Origin of the sequence: Methanoregula formicica SMSP (genome assembly GCF_000327485.1) — an archaeon.
Lineage (GTDB): Archaea > Halobacteriota > Methanomicrobia > Methanomicrobiales > Methanospirillaceae > Methanoregula > Methanoregula formicica.
The window spans coordinates 2,793,687-2,811,947 of the sequence record NC_019943.1 but is presented as its reverse complement, the minus strand read 5'-3'; the positions used below and the strand labels follow the sequence as shown (position 1 = coordinate 2,811,947).

The following is an 18,261-nucleotide window of genomic DNA, read 5'->3' as shown; positions in this document are numbered from 1 at the left end:
GGGATCCGGGGAGGGGAGCCCTGCCTGTCACGGAATGCGAACAGTCCGGCAGGTTAGCTCTCTGAACCAGGTAATGAAGAAAAGATCACCTGCCCGGGAAGATCCGCCACATTTCCTTTGGCACCGTGATCTCGAACCGGGCACCCTTCCCCGGCTCGCCGGTTTCCCGGATCAGGATGTTTGTTAAGGAGAGGATCTCCCGTGCAAGGAACATCCCAAGGCCGGTGTTTTTGCCAAAGCCGCGCCGGAAGATATGCTCCTTGTCCTCCGTTTCGATACCCGCCCCGTTGTCCTCCCAGACGATCACGAGGTCATCCCCGGACGTGCGGGTGGTAACATGGATCTCCGTGACATGGTCCCCGTGGCGGATGGAATTGTCGATTAAGTTGAAGAAGACCTTCTCCAGCATCGGGTCGGCCAGGATCTCGATGTCCTGCACCTCCGTCTTCATGGTCACCGATGGCGGGACATGCGGGCGGGGCATGACGGAGTCAAGCGCGATCCACTGCGGTTCGTGAGTGCCAAGATTCTGGTAAACCCGGGTGAATTCTATCTGGGACTTGATCGCGCTTGTGGCATACCGTATTCTTTTGAGGTGCTCCTCATCATCCGGGTCTTTACACTTCTTCTCCACGATCTTGAGGTTCCCGAGAATGACCGTGATCTTGTTTAAGAGGTCATGCCGGGTGATGCTCCCAAGCAGGTTCAGCTGCCGGTTCGCCCGCTTGAGGGCCTCTTCGGCCTTCTTCCTTCGGGTGGTGTCATAGGCAACGCCCCGGAATCCGGTCACGTTCCCGTTGATACCGGTGACCCATGAGGGCCGGATCTCAAGGACCATGTCCCTGCCGTCCCGGTGTCGGGCAATAATTTCGTAGGGGAGGAGCAGTCCGGCAGACGTCGAGGCCATGGTGGCCAGCATCTTAAGGAAGATCGGCCGCAGCTGTTTCAGTACAAGTTCCTGGAACTTCTCTCCCACGAGCCCCTCCGGTTCGTACCCCAGCACCTCCTTCACCATGGGGCTGATATAGAGAATTTTTCCCGAGATGTCGATCTCCCAGATGATACCGGGAGACGTCTCGACAAGGGAGCGGAACTTCTCCTCGCTCTCCATGAGTGCGTTCTCGACCAGTTTTCTCTGGGTGATGTCACGGATGACCCCGACAACCCCTGCCGGTTTCCTATTGTTGTCAAAGGCAAGGGCGATGATGGTCTCGGTCCAGACCGTGGAACCGTCCTTGCGGTAAAATTCCAGCTCCATGGTGCAGCTGGGAAGAGCCTTGCCGCCCTCCTTCAGGTTGTTAAGCCCTTCCTCCCGCGATCGCATCAGGACTTCAAAGGATGCCGGTGTAAGGGCGTTTGCGAGGGGCTCCTTCATGGACTCTTCCGGGCTGCAGCCCCGCAGTACCTGTACCGAAGGGGAGATGTACGTGAGGCGCATGTTCATGTCGGCCGTGAAGATCACGTCGTGAACGTTCTCTGCGAGGAGCCGGTATTTTGCCTCGCTCTCCCGGACCGCTTCCTCGGCCTTCCGGGTATCCGTGATATCCTGGTTTGCCCCGTGAGTCCTCACGGTCTTTCCGTCCGCGTCCGTTTCGAGCCGGATCCTTACAACGATGTGCCGGACTGCTCCGTCCCTCCTGATAATCCGGTGCTCGATCTCGGCGAAGTACTTCGGATCGGTTGCTGTCAGTGCCCGTTGTACTTCCTCACCTACCATGTGGCGGTCGTCCGGGTGAACGAACTCACGGGCATAAGCCTCTGAGGACATCCGGGTACCCCCTTCCCGCTCCGCGGTCGTGCCGTACAGGGCATAGAACCGGTCGTTGAACGTAAAAAGATCAGACGCAACATCGTACTCCCAGTTCACCAGGTGGGCAAGGTCCATGGCTTCTGCGAGCATCTGCTGGCTCCGGTGTAAGGCGTCCTCTGCCTGTTTCCGCTCGGTGATCTCCCTGATAGAGATGAGATCGGCAGCCCGCCCTTCGTAGGTGATCATCTTGCCGATGCTCTCGACATAGATCTCCTTTCCCCTGTCGGTGATTACCTTGTACTGCGCGAGATAGGAATCGTGACCGTTTGCCACCTCGGTATAATCCCGCATGGCATCCGGCTGTGATTCGGGGGCAACGAACTCCATCACATTCCTGCTGCAGAGGGCCGCTCCCCCGCCGGGAATTTCCAGCGTCTGCGCTGCAGCGTTGTTCGCGAAGAGGACAGTGCCGGTCAAATCAGTGATCACGATCCCTTCAAGAGCGTATTCCACGAGCGAGCGGAACTTCTGTTCGCTCTCCTGCAGGGCCCGGGTCATCTGCATGCTTTTTATCTCCGCTGCAGCTTTTACGGCAATAATCTCCATGATCTCCTGCATGGAAGGGATGGCAGGCAACGGGTTCCTTGAAAGTGCGCAGAGGATCCCAAAGACATTCCCCGCGGCGTCGCGGAGCGGGGTGCCGGCATAACTCCGCATGCCCAGTTCAACAATGTCCTTTGCACGGGGAAAGAGGCGGACCGCATTGTCAGGATAGCAACAGAATCCTTTCCCCCGGACATCCTCACAGGGCGTGCCTTCGAGCGTGTACGAGAAGTCCTCGATCCGTTTTCCATCAAGGACCATGGCAAGGACCCGGATCTTCTTCTGGTCAGGAAGGATTTCCCCGACCATGGCGCACTCCGTTCCCAGCCAGGAGCTGACGCTCTCGGTGATCTGCCAGAGCGAGTCGAGGCCGGTCGCCCCGACCATGCTTTTTACAATCGCCTGGAATGCTGCCTCTTTTGCCCGCTGATCCGTGATGTCCACGTCAACGCCGCAATACCCGGCAAAGGCCCCGTTCTCATCGAAGACCGGGGTGCCCCCTGTCCTGAGGAGGACCGGCCTGCCGTCCTTGTGGACATTGAGGTTTTCGAGGTTCCGGAACGGTTCGCGCCCTTCCATGGTTGCAAACACTTCATGGGTGAGTTTTTCCCGGATCGACGGGTCGAAGAGATCGTAGAAATGCATCCTGCCTACGATCTCCTCCGGCTTGTACCCCAGGATATTCAGCACAGCGGGGCTGGAGTAGCGATAGATGCCCTCGGGATCGATCTCCCAGATCCAGGAGCCGGCATTTGCGCTCACCGCAAGTGATCGCAGCTCGTTCTTCCGCAGTTCCCGTTCAGTATCCTTCTGCCGCGTGATGTCGGTAATGATGCCCTCGATTGCGATGATCCTGTCCCCGCTCCCGGTCACCAGCATGTTCCTCTGGTTGAACCAGCGGATTTCTCCTGCACGGTCAATGATCTGGAACTCGTAGCTCGGTGGGGCGCTGCCTGTCATCAGGGCATCCCACTGCATCCGGAAGTATTCCTGCCATGACGGGTGGATGAGGGTGCGGACAAGCCCGGGATCATCGTAGAACTCCTCCGGAGTGTACCCTGTGAGCGCGAGCGATGCAGGGCTGATGTACTCATATTTCCCTTCAGGGAGCGACATCCGGAAGATGATATCCGGAGCATTGTCGGCGATCCTGCGGAGTTTGCTCTCGCTCTCCTGCAAAGCCTCTTCGGCCTTTGCCTTCTCGGTGATATCGAACATGTTGATGACAAGGTTGCGTTTGCCTTGGCGATCGGAGAAGTCGGTCATGTGTTTCGTGCACAGGCGCTTCTTCCCGTCAGCCCGGATGATTGTGAACTGGTAATGGTGCTCGTAGGGCTCCCCGGCTGCGAATTTTTTGAAGTTCGCAAGGACCCAGTCGGACGATTCCGGTGCAATGAACGCGGCAAAAGACGGTGCGGCATAGATCTGCTCTCTCGTGTATCCCCCCAGGGCAAGGACCTGGTCATTAGCCCAGGTGATCTTTCCCTGCTCATTGACAATGCAGATGGCATTGTGCGAATATTCAGAGACTGCCCGGAACAGTTCTTCGCTCTCTTTGAGTGCCTCTTCCGCCTTCTTGCGCTCTGTGATATCTTCCAGCGTGGAGAGGATGTGGGGTTTTCCCGCCATCACGATGGGGCGGGCAGAGAAGAGGCAGGCCCGGGTCTCACCAAACCGGGTCCGGAAGGAGACCTCCAGGCCGGTAATCTCCTGTTGTTCCATCAGGAGGGCGGTGAGCCTCTCTCTTTCGGCAGGATCGGAAAAGAGCTGCAGTTCCTCTGCCGTTTTCCCGTTCACCTCCTCCCGGGCGTACCCGGTACCCCGGATAAACGCTTCATTCACATCGACAAATGTCCCTTCCTCCACCGAGACCAGGGTATGGGCTACCGGGCTTTTTTCGAAGACCGTGGAGAATTTGCTCTCTGATTCCCTGAGGGCAGCTTCGGCCTTCTTGCGGTCGGTAATGTCCCTGACGATCCCCTGGATATAGTAGGATCCCCTGATGAGAACCCGGTTAAGGCTTATTTCAGCATCGAAAGGTGTGTGATCGTGCCGGAGGTGCACCCACTCAAAAACCTGGGGTTTGCCGGAGATGGCCGCATCAATCTTCTCCCGTGCCATCTTCCGGGATTGCTGCCCACCCGGCTGGATCTCCGGGGAAAAATCCAGAAGGGTGCGGTTAATGAGCAGATCCCGGGAACAGCCAAACAATACTTCGGCGCTGTGGTTGCAGTTAAGGAAGGATTTCCGGTCTGCGATGAAGATGGCGTCATGTGCTCCTTCAAACAGTGTCTTATACTGATCTTCGCTCTCGGCAACGTCCTTTCTGCTTTGTGCAATCTCCACTTCTGCCCGCATACGGTCACTGATCGGCCGGACCGTTATCACGATCCCGTTGATCTCCGGCACGTCCAGCAGGTTGTTTGCCACCGCCTCAACAGAAACATAGTGCCCGTCGGCATGGCGGATACGGTACTCCGTCGGGGTGTGCTGGTGCCTTTCCTGCATGGCCTCCGCAAGTGCTTTACGGACCGGTTCGCGGTCGTCGGGATGGAGGTATTCGAACGGGTCCTTCCCTACCAGATCGGCAGGATTGTATCCGAGGATCCTCTTTGTCGAGGGAGTGGTGTAGGAGATCAGCCCGTCAGGGCCGATGATCCGGATCATATCGGATGAGTTCTGGATTAAGAACCGGAACCACTTCTCGCTCCTTTTGAGCTCCCGTTCGGCTCTCTTCAGTTCCGTGATATCCCGGATGGATTCAATCGCGCCGACAATCTCGCCCTGCTGGTTGTAGAGAGGACTTGCCTTGACCATGATTGTAATGGTCTGCTCGTCAGGGCGGGGGAGCGTTGTCTCGGCAATGAACGTGTCTTTTTCCTGGATGAGGTTTGCGTAACGATCCGGGATGACAGTACCGGGTTCGAAGATCAGGTCGATGAGGATCGGCTGGCATTTCCCATAGAGCGGGATGGCATATTCGTACTCGCCTTTGTCGATGATGTCTTCCGACAAAACGCCGGTTAACTCCTCGATCGCCCGGTTCCAGGCTATCACGTGACCGGTTTTGTCAATTGCGAACGTGGCATCGGGAAGGAAGTTGATGATATCGGCAAGGCGTTTTTCTGACTCGTGGAGCGATTGTTCGGCATGCTGCCTCTTTACGGCCTGGCGGATCCGGTGCGCAAGTTCTGCGAACTGTGCATTCGGGTCGGCACCTTTCTGCAGGTAGGAATCTGCGCCATTGTTGATGGCCTCGATCACAACCTCTTCGCGCCCGCGGCCGGTAAAGAGGATGAACGGGATGTCCCCATACTGGTGGCGCACGGCTTTCAGGAATACAATTCCGTCCATGCCTGGCATCAGGTAGTCGGAGACAATGGCATCAAACGATCCAATATTCTGGTCAAGGGCTTCCTGTGCAGAAAGCATTGTTGTGACGGTTATATCGCCTCCCAGTTCGAGGAAGAGTTTTGTCACTTCAAGAAGGTCCCGTTCATCGTCAACATAGAGGACAGAGATCATTACAATGACCGTGAGTTATTGATAATCTACAGAAGAGTACGAAGATAGAAAAAGATTGCCGTGGTACACCATACCCTGCAGTCCCCCGGGTCCGCCGGGCGCGGTTACCCGAACGGAGTTCCCCGGCAGAGGGGCCGGGCAAGGTGCCTGCGTGCTGTTGGCGGTACTTCATACCACCCGGTATTCAGTGTGCGGGGAATTTTCTGTAACTCCGGTTCGTCAGCCCGTGCCCCGCACTTTTTGCATTTCCAGCCCTTCCTCCTGCCATCGCTGGTCATCCGCTTGTTGCATGCCGTGCAGAGCGGGGGGCGGACGCTCGTTATGGCATTCAGGGCAATCACGTGGATCTTTTCCAGGTTGATACTCCCCTTCTTGAAACTCCCGCACGCAAGGATCGTATCACCCGGCCGGAGCTCGCGGATAACCTGGCGGAAGTTCTTGGTGGGTTCGTACGCCATGCACCGCACCTGGTGAGCCTCGTCACCTATCGTGAACGAGACATGCCCGCCAGTCCCGGTTTTTGGGCAATCCGCAACCGTGCCGCGGACACGGTACGAGAGCCCTTCCCTCAAGGAAGCGATGTCTGCATCAAGCAGGTGGGCATCGGTGCCCTGGTTGGTCACCCAGATCTGTTCGAGTGCCAGAGGTTCTGACCGGATCATCTGCCGGGAGGCCATCACCCAGTGTGCGCTCTCGCCCCGGATCCCGAAAAGGACCGGATCCGGCGTATGTGGGACGCAGACCACGACATCGTTTTCTGTGTCGACCGTGTCCCAGGTATGCGGGAATGTCGCGGCCTCGGCCTTGTACAGGCTCTGACGGTCGACAGATCGGGGTGTGCCGAACCGCTCTTCCTGCCGGTACACAAGGATCTCGGAGGTCCGGTCCGGCAGCTCGCTTGCCACGGCTGCCGTTGCCCCGATGAGCCCGCGCCGGTTTTTCCAGCCACGGTACCGGGCGCTTGATTTCTCCAGAACAGCAACCGCTTCATCAAGAGTACAAAAATCTGTCACGGCTTTCTGGTAGAAGGCCGCACCGGGTTTATCTTCCGTGACGACAAGGCCGGGATTGGTGTTCTCGCAGGACTGGTCGGCAAGTTCCTCAACAAGATCGCAGGCAATCCGGAATGCGGTGCCAGGGTCCCCAATAACATCAAGCATGACCGCGGCATTGCCCCGCGTCTTGAACGTGACATTCGGGTTGAGCCGGACGAGCCGCGCCTCGCGCACCTGCATGTATTCCCGGATCAGCCTGCGGACGAGCACGGCCCCGAGGTATGTCGTGCACATACCCTGCGGCGAGTCCGTGTCATCAATCCCGATCAGCATGTCTATATTAATATATGGGAGCGCTTAATCCATTTGTATCCACATGTCCCAGGACCGCCAGCTCCAGCTGGTCACCAGTGTAATGATCACGGCCGGCTTCGATGTTTCCGAGCGTTTCACGCTCCGCCCGCGGAGTTTCGACCTTATCGCGCGCAATGACGGGACGCTGCTTGTCATCAAGGTGGTCTCCCACATTGATTCCGTGAGCGAGGAGATGGCCTTTGATCTTGAGCTCATCTCCCGGCTCCTAGGTGGGATACCGCTCATTGTCGGTGAGCGCGCCCGCGATGCCGAGCTGGAACGGGGGGCTGTGTATGTCCGGTACGGAATTTACGCGATCAGCCCCGCAACACTCTACGATTATTTTGTGGAGAAGATCCCCCCGCTTGTCTATGCATCACCTGGCGGCCTGTATGTCAATATCAATGGGGATGCACTCAAGGATCTCCGCGAGAAGCAGAACATGTCGCTTGGCGATCTCGGCAATGTTCTCGGGGTTTCGCGGCGGACCATCAGCAAGTACGAGAGCGGGATGGGGACCACGCTCGATGTCGCGATCCGGATCGAGGAGTTCTTTGACACAGGAGTTGTCGAAGCAATCGACCTGATCCGGCATGAACCTCCGCCCCCGGCAATGGAATCGGAGAAGAAGGAGTCCGACGATCACCTGCAGAGCCCGATGGAGTTCCTGCAGCAGATCGGGATCTCGTTCCATACGCTGCACGGTGCACCCTTCCAGGCGCTCCTCACCTTTGACAAGCACACGATCCTCACCGGCTATGGTCCGGCACAGAAGGTTGTCAAGCGGGCTGCCCTGATCGGTAACCTGTCGCAGATCGCAAAGAAGCACGCGATGTGCGTCATCACCGACTCCGCAAAGGAGAAGAAGATCGGCCGGACGCTTGTGATCAGTGAAAAGCGCCTCCACCGGGTAGAGGACGGCTTCGAGCTCCTCGACATGCTCGGTGAATGATTTTTCAACAAACTTTATATAGAACCACAAACCAATTTTAGTGCTAAATCTAGTGCAAAACGTGGTGATTTTAATGTCACAGCAACTTGGAGGACAACCGATTCTTATTCTCAAGGAAGGCAGCACCCGGACCCGCGGTCGCGACGCCCAGGGTATGAACATCACCGCTGCAAAGGCAGTGGCAGCTGCAGTCAGGACCACGCTCGGTCCCAAGGGTATGGACAAGATGCTCGTCGACACGATCGGCGATGTCGTGATCACGAACGACGGTGTCACGATCCTCAAGGAAATGGACATCGAGCACCCGGCCGCAAAGATGATGGTCGAGGTCGCAAAGACCCAGGACGATGAGGTCGGAGACGGAACCACCTCCGCAGTCGTCATCGGCGGCGAACTCTTAAAGAAGGCCGAGGAACTCCTCGAACAGGATGTCCACCCGACCGTTATCACCCACGGGTACCGCATGGCTGCAGAGAAGGCCCAGGCATTCTTGAAAGATATCGCCATCGATGTCAAGCCAACCGACAAGGCACTCTTGAAGAACATTGCCGGGACTGCTATGACCGGCAAGAGCGCAGAGGCGAGCAAGGAGAAGCTCTGCGATCTCGTCGTCAGGGCAGTCACCATGGTGGCTGACGACGATGGCAGCGTAGACATCGAGAACATCAAGGTCGAGAAGAAGAACGGCGGATCCATTGAGGACTCCGAGATCGTAGAGGGCGTTCTCATTGACAAGGAGCGCGTCCACCCCGCGATGCCCAAGAAGGTCACCAATGCAAAGATCCTCCTCCTCAACGCAGCTGTCGAGTTCAAGAAGACCGAAGTCGACGCCGAGATCGCCATCACCTCCCCCGACCAGCTCCAGGCATTCCTCGATGAGGAAGAGCGGATGGTCAAGGGCATTGTCGACAAGATCGTTGCAAGCGGCGCAAACGTCCTCTTCTGCCAGAAGGGTATCGATGACATCGCCCAGCACTACCTGGCAAAGGCAGGCATCTTTGCCACCCGCCGTGTCAAGAAGAGTGATATGGAGAAGCTGGTCCGGGCAACCGGTGCAACCCTTGTTTCGTCTATCGACGCCATCAGCAAGGAAGAGCTTGGCAAGGCCGGACTTGTCGAGGAGCGTAAGGTCGGCGGCGAAGAGATGACCTTTGTCGAGCAGTGCAAGAACCCGAAGGCGGTTTCCATCATCGTCAAGGGCGGCACGGAGCACGTTGTCGACGAGCTCGAGCGCGCCATCCATGACGCACTCCGCGTTGTCGGTGTCGTTGTCGAGGACAAGAAGGTCGTTGCCGGTGGCGGTGCACCCGAGACCGAGCTCTCGCTCCGTCTCCGCGAGTACGCAGCAACCGTTGGCGGCAAGGAGCAGCTCGCCATCGAGGCCTTTGCAGCCGCACTCGAGATCATCCCTCGCACCCTTGCGGAGAACGCAGGTCTCGACCCCATCGACATGCTGGTCGAGATCCGTGCATCCCACGAGAAGGGCAAGAAGACCTACGGACTGAATGTGTTCGAAGGCAAGGCAGTCGACATGAAGGCAGCCGGTGTAGTCGAGCCCCTCCGCGTCAAGACCCAGGCAATCTCATCCGCAGCAGAAGCAGCGGTCATGATCCTGCGCATTGACGATGTCATCGCCTCGTCCAAGTCCCCCGAGCCCGCAGGCGGCATGCCCCCGGGCGGCATGGGTGGCATGGGCGGTATGCCTCCCGGCATGGGCGGCGATTTCTAAACCCGATACCCCTTTTTTAGATAGTTTCCGTCTGAATTATCCAGCTGTTTTTCTTTGCCGCATTTAGTCCGTATTCTACCAGACTGACACGTGACTGGCAGCACATGATCCGGAGTGCAACAGTATTCCAAGTCACCGAACCACTTGCCTCGTTTATCAATAAAAAATTCACTCTGTAGAAGCGTGCATGAACGATCCGGTTCACACCGGAACGATCAAAAATCCATGCGCTATGAATATGAGTGAGGATTCCCCGCCTCAGGGCCCCTCACGGGACATCGAATCGCGTGGGGATGAGATGGGAGAAGACGGTGAAGCGTTCTTCGACTTCGGCGGCCGTTCATCACAACCGGGGGTATGGGGACATCAGCCCCCATCATTACATCATTTCGTGTTTTTCACGGCAATGTCTTCGGATTATCTATGAACTTTCTCCTGCGCCCATCCTCAGATCAGGTCAGAGGCGTAAAAAGAAAAAAAGTGGTGTCTTACCAGGTTGCGTTGCTGGTCATATAGGTTGTCGGGGTACCCATGCCGTAGAAGGACTCGCCCTTCTTAACGATGATGACACCGGTCACGTTCAGGTTGTAGCCGTCGGCATACTCAAAGGTGCCTTCGTTCTCGCCAAAGTCATAGCCCCACTGGGCGGTGGGTGTGATATCCATGGAGTTGAACTTCCCTGCAATGGCACCGACTGCCTTGACCGAGTGGACTTTATTATCAGAGTTGACCCAGGTAATCCGTGTCCCGGGGAGGACCATCAGCGTAGAGGGAGTGAAGGAATCGTTTGCAATGTGGATCACGGTGACCTTGGTGGACGGGGTCATTCCGGCGGTCACAATTGCGGTCTTCGTTGCCGTTACTTCAGCAGTGGTTTCCGTGGCGGCCGGTATGGCTGTGGTGGCGGCAGGTGTGGTTTCGACAACGGCAGGTTCTGTCGTGGCAACGGGCGTCGCCTCAACAGTTGTCTCAATCACCGTCGGAACTGCGGTTGGTATTTCGGTTGCAACGGTTGTCGTTACCGGGGCTGTCGATTGCGGCAGGGTGCATCCGCTGGCCGCGACAAGGGCGATAACCAGAATAAGAAATCCAAGGATTTTCTTCATGATATGTAGTTTTATTTCTCCCTATGATTAAATTTACTTATCAGATCTCCGTTCTTTTTCTGTTAGGAGCACAATTTTTCTTTTAACCGGGAAATCCTGCGTTTCTCTTTGCTTTGGGGTAATCACGGGACTGGGGACTGCATGGAGCCGTTTACTTTCGGGATCGGCTCCCGCAAGGAAGATTTCTTCTCAAAGAACCGCAGAGAATGTTCAACAGGTTAATGAACCCGGACGGATCCAGTATCTCTCATGAGCGACCGGTTCATCTCAACGAAATATCGGACAGACTGTTATCATTGCAGGGAAATAGCAGACCAGATCATTACCGCGGTGCCGTACCAGGCACAGGTGGTCTGCGATCATTGCGGTGCGACACGGGTCTTCATCCCCCGGATCGAAGCTGTTGATCCCTCCGGAAAACTGGGCAAGGGATTGAAGTATCCGGTCTGGGAACTTGTGCAGGATGCGACATGCCGGAACTGCCACGTTACCGGTCCCCATGATATCTTCGTCAGTTCGCGCATCCTCACGGTCCGGTGCCGAAACTGCCGGTTTACGCATTTCTATAAGTTCGATCTCGAGTTCATGGCAGGCGCTGAAGAAAAAGGCCTGTAAAACCGGCGGTATACGTGCCTTACCGGCGCAAAAAAAGTTACTTTTCTTCCCTGACCATGGTGATGGCCTTCTTCGGGCATTCGTTGGCACAGATACCACAGCCCTTGCAGAAGTCCAGGTCGATCATAAGTTCTTCATCAATCGCGCCGTCCGGGCAGTAGGTTTGGCAGAGCCCGCAGGCATTGCACTTCTCCTTATCGACAACCGGCCGGAAGACCCGCCACGTCCCGGTCTTGCCGGCTGCTCCTGGGACCGGCCTGTTGATTGCGAGGCGCTCACGTGTCTGTGAGGGGGTCATGCGCTCATCTCCTGGTATGCTGCCTCGGCAGCTTTCACGTTCCGCTCATCGGAGAACATCTCCTTGATGGCTTTCTTTGCGGACTCCGCGGAGACCAGGCCCTGTTTTGCAAGGGCACCGATCACCGGTGTATTGAGGATGGGGCTTCCGGAGACCACAAGGTTCTCCCGTAAGGCGATGCCGGTAAGGTCGACATTGCTTGACGAGAACCCGGGGAAGTCTTTCTTCTGCTGGCTGTTGACCAGGACCTTTCCCCCGTTCTTCAGGCCCTGCAGCACATCGACCACGTCCATGACGCTTGCATCAAGCACGATTACCATGTCAGGCTTTTTGATCTGGCTGTAGATCCGGATTGGCTTGTCATCGATCCGGACAAACGAGACGATCGGTGCGCCCCTGCGCTCGGCCCCATAGAACGGTGCTGCCGTTGCGTACTTGCCATCGTGGATCGCTGCAAGGGCGAGGAGCCGGGCTGCGGTAACACCGCCCTGCCCGCCCCGGGAATGGATGCGGATCTCAAACATTGCTGGTCACCCCGAACCAGAACTCTTCTCCTATGCGTCGGTTGCGGACAAACCCGGCAATGTCTTCATAGGTAACTTCCTGTCCGCCGATACCGGCAATCACGCTGAAGACCGGCTCTCTTGTCTGTGCCACGATCTCGGTTGCGAGGATCCCCCCGCGCCCGAACGAGTAGTCGCGGTCGATGACAACGACCTGCTTCCCTTTGAGGTCAAGCTCCGGGAACGGGCGGAGCCAGCGCAGGCGCATGGACCCGGCCTTTATCCCATCGTTCCGGAGAATGTCGACTGCCACTTCTGCCTCCTTTCCGAGCGTACCTATGGCCACGATCACGACCTCTGCATCCGCACACCGGTAGTCTTCCGTGAAGCCATACTTCCGGCCGAACCGCTTTGCAAATTCCTTCTCGGTCTCCTCGATCACCTTCACCGAGTCACGGATCGACCGCTCGATGTCCCAGCGGAACCGGAACTGCTGGTCAGGGCCGGTAAGGCAGCCATAGCCAGCCGGGTTCTTTACATCGATTGCATGCGGGAGGTGGATGGGGGGGATGAAATCCCCAAGGTCAACGGTGTCCAGCGGCTGCATGATGTGGGAGAGGAGGAACCCGTCAAGGTTCACCATCACGGGGAGAAGGATATCGTTATGCTCCGCAATCCGGAATGCCATCAGCGTGGCATCGTAGGCTTCCTGCACGGTGCTGACATAGACCTGCAGCCAGCCGGTGTCCCGTTCCTGCAGGGCATCGGTATGCTCTGCCCAGATGTTCCAGCCGGGGCCGAGCGAACGGTTGATGTTTGCCATCACAATGGGGAGCCGGGCGCCCGCAGCCCAGTTGGTCATCTCGTGCATGTAGAGGAGACCATGGGAACTCGTTGCGGTAAAGGTGCGGATCCCCGTGATGCTCGCACCGATACAGGCAGCCATTGCCGAATGCTCGCTTTCGACTGCGATGTAGCGGCTCTTCATCTCCCCGCTGGAGACAAATTCGGCAACCTGTTCAACGACCTCGGTCTGCGGGGTGATCGGGTAGGCGGCAACAACCGTTGGTGCGGCCTGCTTTACGGCTTCTGCAACTGCCTTGTTGCCGGTGGCGATCTTCTTCATGGCGTCGCCTCCTCTGCAGCCAGCTTTGCAAAGTTCTTTGCAATACGCTGTTTCAGGATATCAACCGTCTTGGGATCAATGCCCTTGAACCGGCCCTGCGGCTTGAGGTAATCCTCAAGCGGTATGGGCTTTTTCATTGCCACCTTCGACTGCGGGCCGATGGTGAGTTTCCCGTACTCACGCTCGTACAGCACCCACATACCTGACTTTACTGCGAGCTTGCCCATCTCAACGCTCTTCTCTGTTGAGTAGCGCCACCCGGGCGGGCAGGGGGCGAGGATATGGATGAATGACGGGCCCCGGATCGCGAGGGCTTTCTGTACTTTTTTGAACAGGTCCTGCGGGTAAGCTGCGCAGGCCGTAGCCTGGTAGGGCAGATCATGCGCGGCGGCGATGGCATCGATGTCCTTTTTGGCATCGGTTTTCCCTGCCGGGGTTGTGGTAGTCCGTGCCCCGAGCGGCGTACCGCTCGAACGCTGCATACCGGTGTTGCCGTACGCCTCGTTATCATAACAGATATAGAGGAAGTCCGTGCCCCGCTCGAACGCTCCGGACATCGCCTGGATACCGATATCGAGCGTCCCGCCGTCACCGGCATAGACAATGACGTTGGTCTTTTTCCCGGCTGCCCGGAACGCGTTGCTCATGCCCGAGGCGCACGCAGCAGCAGCACCGAACGCGATGTTGTAGACAGGAACGTTGAAGGCTGTGTTAGGGTAGATGCCCTGGATGACGCTCGTGCAGCATGCCGGCACAACGAGGACCGTATCCGGTCCTGCTGCCTTGAGCACGTACCGGAGGGAGAGCGAATCGCTGCACCCGGCACAGGCTGATGTGCACTTCAGGATGTATTCTTCTTTGGGTATTTCTGGGATGGTGTCCAACTCCTGCAGGTGGTTGTGAATGATCGGAGAGCGCAATACGCGGTCTTGAGATCTATCATTATTTATCATCCGTGCTGGTGAAAAAAGTATCATAATTGAGCTGAGAATTTTGCATGAAAACCCGGATCCGGCTCGCATAAAAAAAACGCGATCGCTCGTGCGAAAAAAAATTTTCAATCGCCCCCTTGCCCCCTGCCTAAAATTTTTCAACCACCCCTTGGCTTCATAGGTTGCACCATCACGCCGGAGATCCAAAAGTTTTGTAGCATGTACATGCAGATTGTAGGTTAATTATCCGATTGTAGCCTCATCAACTAACACCTCATGATCGCGATGAAAAAATTTTCAGCAGGGTCTTCACCCAAAAAATGGTGTCCAACGCGTTTGGAAAAACGATCCCGGGTCCTAATCAAGCCCCCTCCAGCATGCTCCTGACCAGTGAACCGGTTGCAGGATCGGAAAAGAACCGGAAGGCAGTCTCCCCGGCTTCCGTAATCCGGTAGCTCTTCTCTTTCCGGCTGTCCACAGAGAATTCCTCCTCGACAAGCCCGGCACCCGGCCTTTTCTCTCATGGATGGCCGGTCCGGAAGCACCCCCCGGTTCTGCCTTCTTTGTCCGGGTTGGCACATAGGACGAGAAGAGCTGCCCGTACAGGTACTACCGGGGCACCCACACTTCAGGGCCTGCAAAAGCCGCTCCCTTTGCAGGGTCCTTTCCCATCATCTTCCGGTTGAGGAGAATCGCGAGGATCATCTGGTGATTGGGACTGGAAAGCAGGGAACTTACCGAGTGATCCGGCAGCGGTACGTGGCGTGCGGTTTTTTCGTCAAAGGAGAGTAGACCATCCCGCCGAGCCAGGGCGCAAAGGCAAAAAGCGCCATGCAGAGTTCTTTTGACCCTCCCGACAGGTCAAACATGAACCGTGCATCCGGGTTCTCCCGCTGTATCCTTGTAAGCGCTGACCGGACCGACCCATATGACGGTGGAAAAATCAGCTCGCGGGAAACGGGTATCGAGAGCGATGCAGCGATCTCCTGTACCGCTGCGACCGCATTCCGGACCGCGAGCCGGTGCCTCTCCGTTTCCGGGTCCACCGATCCCTCATGAATGGTGCTGTCGGTAAACACAATAGTCCGGGAGATGGTCGGGAGTTTTCGGATTAGTGCGGGATACGCGACCTGTATCTTCTCTCCGGCGCTTATGATATGGACATGCCCTGCCCGATCCATGGATCAGTGTCCGGCAGGGCGGGTTAAATGGTTGTTTGTCTTCCCCCGGCTACCCTGGGCAACCGCATGCAGCGTTCACTTTCACCCCGCCCTCTCCGGGATTTATACCCCCGGTCTTTCAACAGGGTATGTGGGGAGGGCGAAAGACCCCTCACATGTCAGATGCCAGAGTAACTTCGTGCATCGCACCTCCCGACCTCTCAAGACCTAAAACCCCACTTTCCTTTTTTCGTGCAGCGCCGGATGGCGGTGCACCCCCCTCTTACAACCATAATTATTTGAGGAAACCTTCTCAAATCTGTCTTATGGCGCTTCGATCGCTGAAACTTCCCGGCGTGGGAACCAAATATGAATTCAAGACAGAGAAGGGCGATACCGTCGCAATCTTCTTTACCTCGACGGGGACAATCCAGATGTACACGCTCCAGAAGGGCTGCCAGGCCTCCAGTGCAGCCGAGATGACCCCTGTTGAGGCCCGGCGCCTGGGTAATATTCTCACCGGGGCAATTATCGAAGCCGACCAGGAGAGCGTGGAGATAGCGTTCTCGGCGCTTGCCGATCTCCGGGTCACCATCCATACGTTCTACATTCCCAAGATGAATGCAGGAAAGACGATCGAAGACCTCCAGATCCGCGCAAAGACCGGCGCAACCGTGATTGCGGTCTGCCGTCAGGACAAGAACATCATCAATCCGCCGCCATCGTTTGCCTTTGAGGAGGGCGATGCGGCACTGGTTATTGGCGAAAGCGACCAGATTAAAAAATTTGAGAGTGAAATACTGGTGAAGTAATGGAAGGCTTCATCATCGCGCTCTTCGTCTGTCTGGTGCTTGCGCTTATTTCCAAATATCTCTCGGTCCCGGCTATCCCGTTCTATATCCTTGCCGGGATTGTGCTCGGGAAGGCCGGGCTGGGCATTGTCCAGTCGGACGAGATCAGCCAGTTCTTCTCGGAGATCGGCCTGCTCTTCCTCCTCTTCTTCATGGGCCTTGGCCTGAAGCTAGACCGGATGATAGCTGATCCTTCCAAGCTACTTACAGCAGGCATTATCGGCCTTATCGTTGACATGGGGATTGGGTTTACCGCCGCCTATCTCCTCGGGTTCACGCTGCTTGAGTCCTTCATCATCGGCACGGCGTTCTACATCACCAGCACGGCTATCGTCATCACAACGCTTATCGAGAACCGGAAACTGATGATGAAAGAGGCCGAGCTGATCATCTGGCTGGAGGTCTTTGAGGACATTGTCCTGATTGCGATCATCGCCCTCCTTTCGTCAGGGAACAAGGACCTCCTGTACTTCTTCCTCAAGATTGTGCTGGCCCTCGGTGTGATGTATGCCATCGCCCACTATGGCAAGGAATTCCTTGTCTCGATTCTCGACCGCGACGACGAGACCCCCATCCTCTTCACCTTTGCCGCAGTCCTCACCACGGCCGCCCTCGCGATCGTGTTCGGTGTCCCTGACAGTATGATGGTGATCGCCCTTGGTGCCGCCCTCGCCACAACAGACCCGGAGGCGTTCGAGCAGCATGCCCGCCCGTTCAAGGATGTCTTTCTGGTCATGTTCTTTGTCTTCTTCGGGGTAACGATCAATTTCACCGCGGGAACAGACCTGTTCAGTATCCTGATCCTCTGTCTCCTTGCTGTGGTGAGCAAATTCATCTCCGGTATGCTCATCGGGATCACGATTTACGGTTCTGCCATGTCAGGGCTTGAGATCTGGGCAAATACCATCAGCCGTGGCGAGTTTTCCATCGCCCTTGCTGTGCTGTACGGGTCGGCGGTTGTCGGGACGGTCATTGCCGCACTGGTAATCTTCACGACCATTGTCGGTGCGTTCACCGCAAAATACAGTACCTGGATGCGGCGCGGGCTCACCCATCACAACCGGAGAAAAGCCCTCATGCACCGGCCCCACAGCAGCAGGTAGCAGTTATTCGATCAGGACGAGGCCCACCGAGGTGATACGGGAGTGGACGATCTTCCCGTATTCCCTGTTTTTGCACGGGATGGTTGAGAGCTTCCAGCCAATATTCCTGGCGGTGGCAAAGACGTCGATGCCTGCCGCTTCCATGCTGGGGCGGACAAGGTCCATATGGCGGCATTTTCTCCGGAGGCTTTCGTCCACGATCCCCTCGGACTCCTCCGCCACGCAGTGCTGGTGCTCGCACCAGATGCAGGGATAGCCACCGAACCCGAACGCCTTGTAAAACCCGTCGTAGAAAGCCGTCTTCTCCAGCTCGTGCACGGTCCCGTTCACCCAGCGGATGAGATCAGCATACCACGGGTGGAAATCATCGGGGATATCATCCGGGCCAAACTCCCCATGGCCTGGCACCCCCTCGAACCAGAGGAGGAGCCCGATAGAGTATTCGTTCACCATGCGCCGCGTCTCATCCGGTGAAGGGGCATACGGCGGACAGCCGAAATGCTTGCCATAGCCCTTGCACCCATACCGGCACTTGAACCGGACCCATTGGGAAACCACGATGTCTCCCGGGGCAATCTCTTCTGCTCTCACCCCTTTTTCAGCAAAAATTGCTTTCAGGTAATCGATCTCTTCCTGCACGCTCCGTTCCATACCACAAG

The 18,261-nt window shown here is 56.8% G+C and carries 14 protein-coding genes; 5 read left to right on the top strand and 9 right to left on the bottom strand.

Features of this window, described 5'->3' with window-relative positions; all coding sequences use genetic code 11:
• Nucleotides 1–85 precede the first annotated feature (85 nt).
• Entirely contained in the window at nucleotides 86–5,878 is a 5,793-nt protein-coding gene (locus METFOR_RS14230) for a PAS domain S-box protein (RefSeq protein ID WP_015286859.1), read from the bottom strand.
• Nucleotides 5,879–5,982: 104 nt separating this feature from the next.
• Entirely contained in the window at nucleotides 5,983–7,206 is a 1,224-nt protein-coding gene (locus tag METFOR_RS14225; RefSeq protein ID WP_015286858.1) for a tRNA(Ile)(2)-agmatinylcytidine synthase, read from the bottom strand.
• 43 nt (nucleotides 7,207–7,249) lie between these two features.
• Here METFOR_RS14225 and METFOR_RS14220 point away from each other — a divergent pair, with 43 nt between their 5' ends.
• Nucleotides 7,250–8,179: a transcriptional regulator gene (locus METFOR_RS14220; RefSeq protein ID WP_015286857.1), complete on the top strand. Its 930-nt coding sequence runs from the start codon at nucleotides 7,250–7,252 to the stop codon at nucleotides 8,177–8,179.
• A 73-nt stretch (nucleotides 8,180–8,252) separates the two neighbouring features.
• Entirely contained in the window at nucleotides 8,253–9,908 is a 1,656-nt protein-coding gene (gene thsA / locus METFOR_RS14215; protein ID WP_015286856.1) for a thermosome subunit alpha, read from the top strand.
• A 488-nt stretch (nucleotides 9,909–10,396) separates the two neighbouring features.
• Here the strand turns inward: thsA and METFOR_RS14210 are convergent, their stop codons facing one another.
• Complete coding sequence (locus tag METFOR_RS14210; RefSeq protein WP_015286855.1) at nucleotides 10,397–11,014, bottom strand: cupredoxin domain-containing protein; 618 nt, start codon at nucleotides 11,012–11,014, stop codon at nucleotides 10,397–10,399.
• A 249-nt stretch (nucleotides 11,015–11,263) separates the two neighbouring features.
• On the opposite strand from METFOR_RS14210, the gene METFOR_RS14205 reads away from it, so the two are divergent.
• Entirely contained in the window at nucleotides 11,264–11,629 is a 366-nt protein-coding gene (locus METFOR_RS14205; protein WP_015286854.1) for a hypothetical protein, read from the top strand.
• A gap of 37 nt (nucleotides 11,630–11,666) precedes the next feature.
• On the opposite strand, the gene METFOR_RS14200 is transcribed toward METFOR_RS14205, so the two are convergent.
• The 5 genes from METFOR_RS14200 to METFOR_RS14180 all read right to left on the bottom strand — a co-directional run bounded on the left by METFOR_RS14200 (nucleotide 11,667) and on the right by METFOR_RS14180 (nucleotide 15,669).
• A complete protein-coding gene (locus tag METFOR_RS14200) occupies nucleotides 11,667–11,927 on the bottom strand; it encodes a 4Fe-4S binding protein (protein WP_015286853.1) in 261 nt (86 codons plus the stop codon).
• Nucleotides 11,924–12,451 carry a 2-oxoacid:acceptor oxidoreductase family protein gene (locus tag METFOR_RS14195; protein WP_015286852.1) on the bottom strand — a complete coding sequence of 176 codons (528 nt, stop codon included), beginning with the start codon at nucleotides 12,449–12,451 and terminating at the stop codon, nucleotides 11,924–11,926. The genes METFOR_RS14200 and METFOR_RS14195 overlap by 4 nt, the downstream gene beginning before the upstream one ends.
• Nucleotides 12,444–13,556, bottom strand: coding sequence for a 2-oxoacid:ferredoxin oxidoreductase subunit alpha (gene porA / locus METFOR_RS14190; protein WP_015286851.1), 1,113 nt, complete (start codon nucleotides 13,554–13,556; stop codon nucleotides 12,444–12,446). Before porA ends, METFOR_RS14195 begins: the two co-directional genes overlap by 8 nt.
• On the bottom strand, nucleotides 13,553–14,431 hold the full coding sequence (locus METFOR_RS14185; protein WP_048111478.1) for a thiamine pyrophosphate-dependent enzyme: 879 nt from the start codon (nucleotides 14,429–14,431) through the stop codon (nucleotides 13,553–13,555). The genes porA and METFOR_RS14185 overlap by 4 nt, the downstream gene beginning before the upstream one ends.
• A gap of 791 nt (nucleotides 14,432–15,222) precedes the next feature.
• A complete protein-coding gene (locus tag METFOR_RS14180) occupies nucleotides 15,223–15,669 on the bottom strand; it encodes a hypothetical protein (RefSeq protein WP_015286849.1) in 447 nt (148 codons plus the stop codon).
• Between the two features lie 305 nt (nucleotides 15,670–15,974).
• Here METFOR_RS14180 and METFOR_RS14175 point away from each other — a divergent pair, with 305 nt between their 5' ends.
• Nucleotides 15,975–16,460, top strand: a complete 486-nt coding sequence (locus METFOR_RS14175; protein WP_015286848.1) for a cation:proton antiporter regulatory subunit — start codon at nucleotides 15,975–15,977, stop codon at nucleotides 16,458–16,460.
• Nucleotides 16,460–17,602 (top strand): cation:proton antiporter, encoded by a 1,143-nt coding sequence (locus tag METFOR_RS14170; protein WP_015286847.1) that lies wholly within the window; start codon nucleotides 16,460–16,462, stop codon nucleotides 17,600–17,602. Before METFOR_RS14175 ends, METFOR_RS14170 begins: the two co-directional genes overlap by 1 nt.
• Before the next feature lie 3 nt (nucleotides 17,603–17,605).
• Here METFOR_RS14170 and METFOR_RS14165 read toward each other — a convergent pair whose 3' ends face one another.
• A complete protein-coding gene (locus METFOR_RS14165) occupies nucleotides 17,606–18,253 on the bottom strand; it encodes a DUF2284 domain-containing protein (protein WP_015286846.1) in 648 nt (215 codons plus the stop codon).
• Between the last annotated feature and the right edge of the window lie 8 nt (nucleotides 18,254–18,261).

Bases quoted from the DNA above. Each gene is read 5' to 3' on its own strand.
- METFOR_RS14230 (WP_015286859.1), bottom strand. From the start codon at position 5,878: ATGATCTCTGTCCTCTATGTTGACGATGAACGGGACCTTCTTGAAGTG.
- METFOR_RS14225 (WP_015286858.1), bottom strand. From the start codon at position 7,206: ATGCTGATCGGGATTGATGACACGGACTCGCCGCAGGGTATGTGCACG.
- METFOR_RS14220 (WP_015286857.1), top strand. From the start codon at position 7,250: ATGTCCCAGGACCGCCAGCTCCAGCTGGTCACCAGTGTAATGATCACG.
- thsA (WP_015286856.1), top strand. From the start codon at position 8,253: ATGTCACAGCAACTTGGAGGACAACCGATTCTTATTCTCAAGGAAGGC.
- METFOR_RS14210 (WP_015286855.1), bottom strand. From the start codon at position 11,014: ATGAAGAAAATCCTTGGATTTCTTATTCTGGTTATCGCCCTTGTCGCG.
- METFOR_RS14205 (WP_015286854.1), top strand. From the start codon at position 11,264: ATGAGCGACCGGTTCATCTCAACGAAATATCGGACAGACTGTTATCAT.
- METFOR_RS14200 (WP_015286853.1), bottom strand. From the start codon at position 11,927: ATGACCCCCTCACAGACACGTGAGCGCCTCGCAATCAACAGGCCGGTC.
- METFOR_RS14195 (WP_015286852.1), bottom strand. From the start codon at position 12,451: ATGTTTGAGATCCGCATCCATTCCCGGGGCGGGCAGGGCGGTGTTACC.
- porA (WP_015286851.1), bottom strand. From the start codon at position 13,556: ATGAAGAAGATCGCCACCGGCAACAAGGCAGTTGCAGAAGCCGTAAAG.
- METFOR_RS14180 (WP_015286849.1), bottom strand. From the start codon at position 15,669: ATGGATCGGGCAGGGCATGTCCATATCATAAGCGCCGGAGAGAAGATA.
- METFOR_RS14175 (WP_015286848.1), top strand. From the start codon at position 15,975: ATGGCGCTTCGATCGCTGAAACTTCCCGGCGTGGGAACCAAATATGAA.
- METFOR_RS14170 (WP_015286847.1), top strand. From the start codon at position 16,460: ATGGAAGGCTTCATCATCGCGCTCTTCGTCTGTCTGGTGCTTGCGCTT.
- METFOR_RS14165 (WP_015286846.1), bottom strand. From the start codon at position 18,253: ATGGAACGGAGCGTGCAGGAAGAGATCGATTACCTGAAAGCAATTTTT.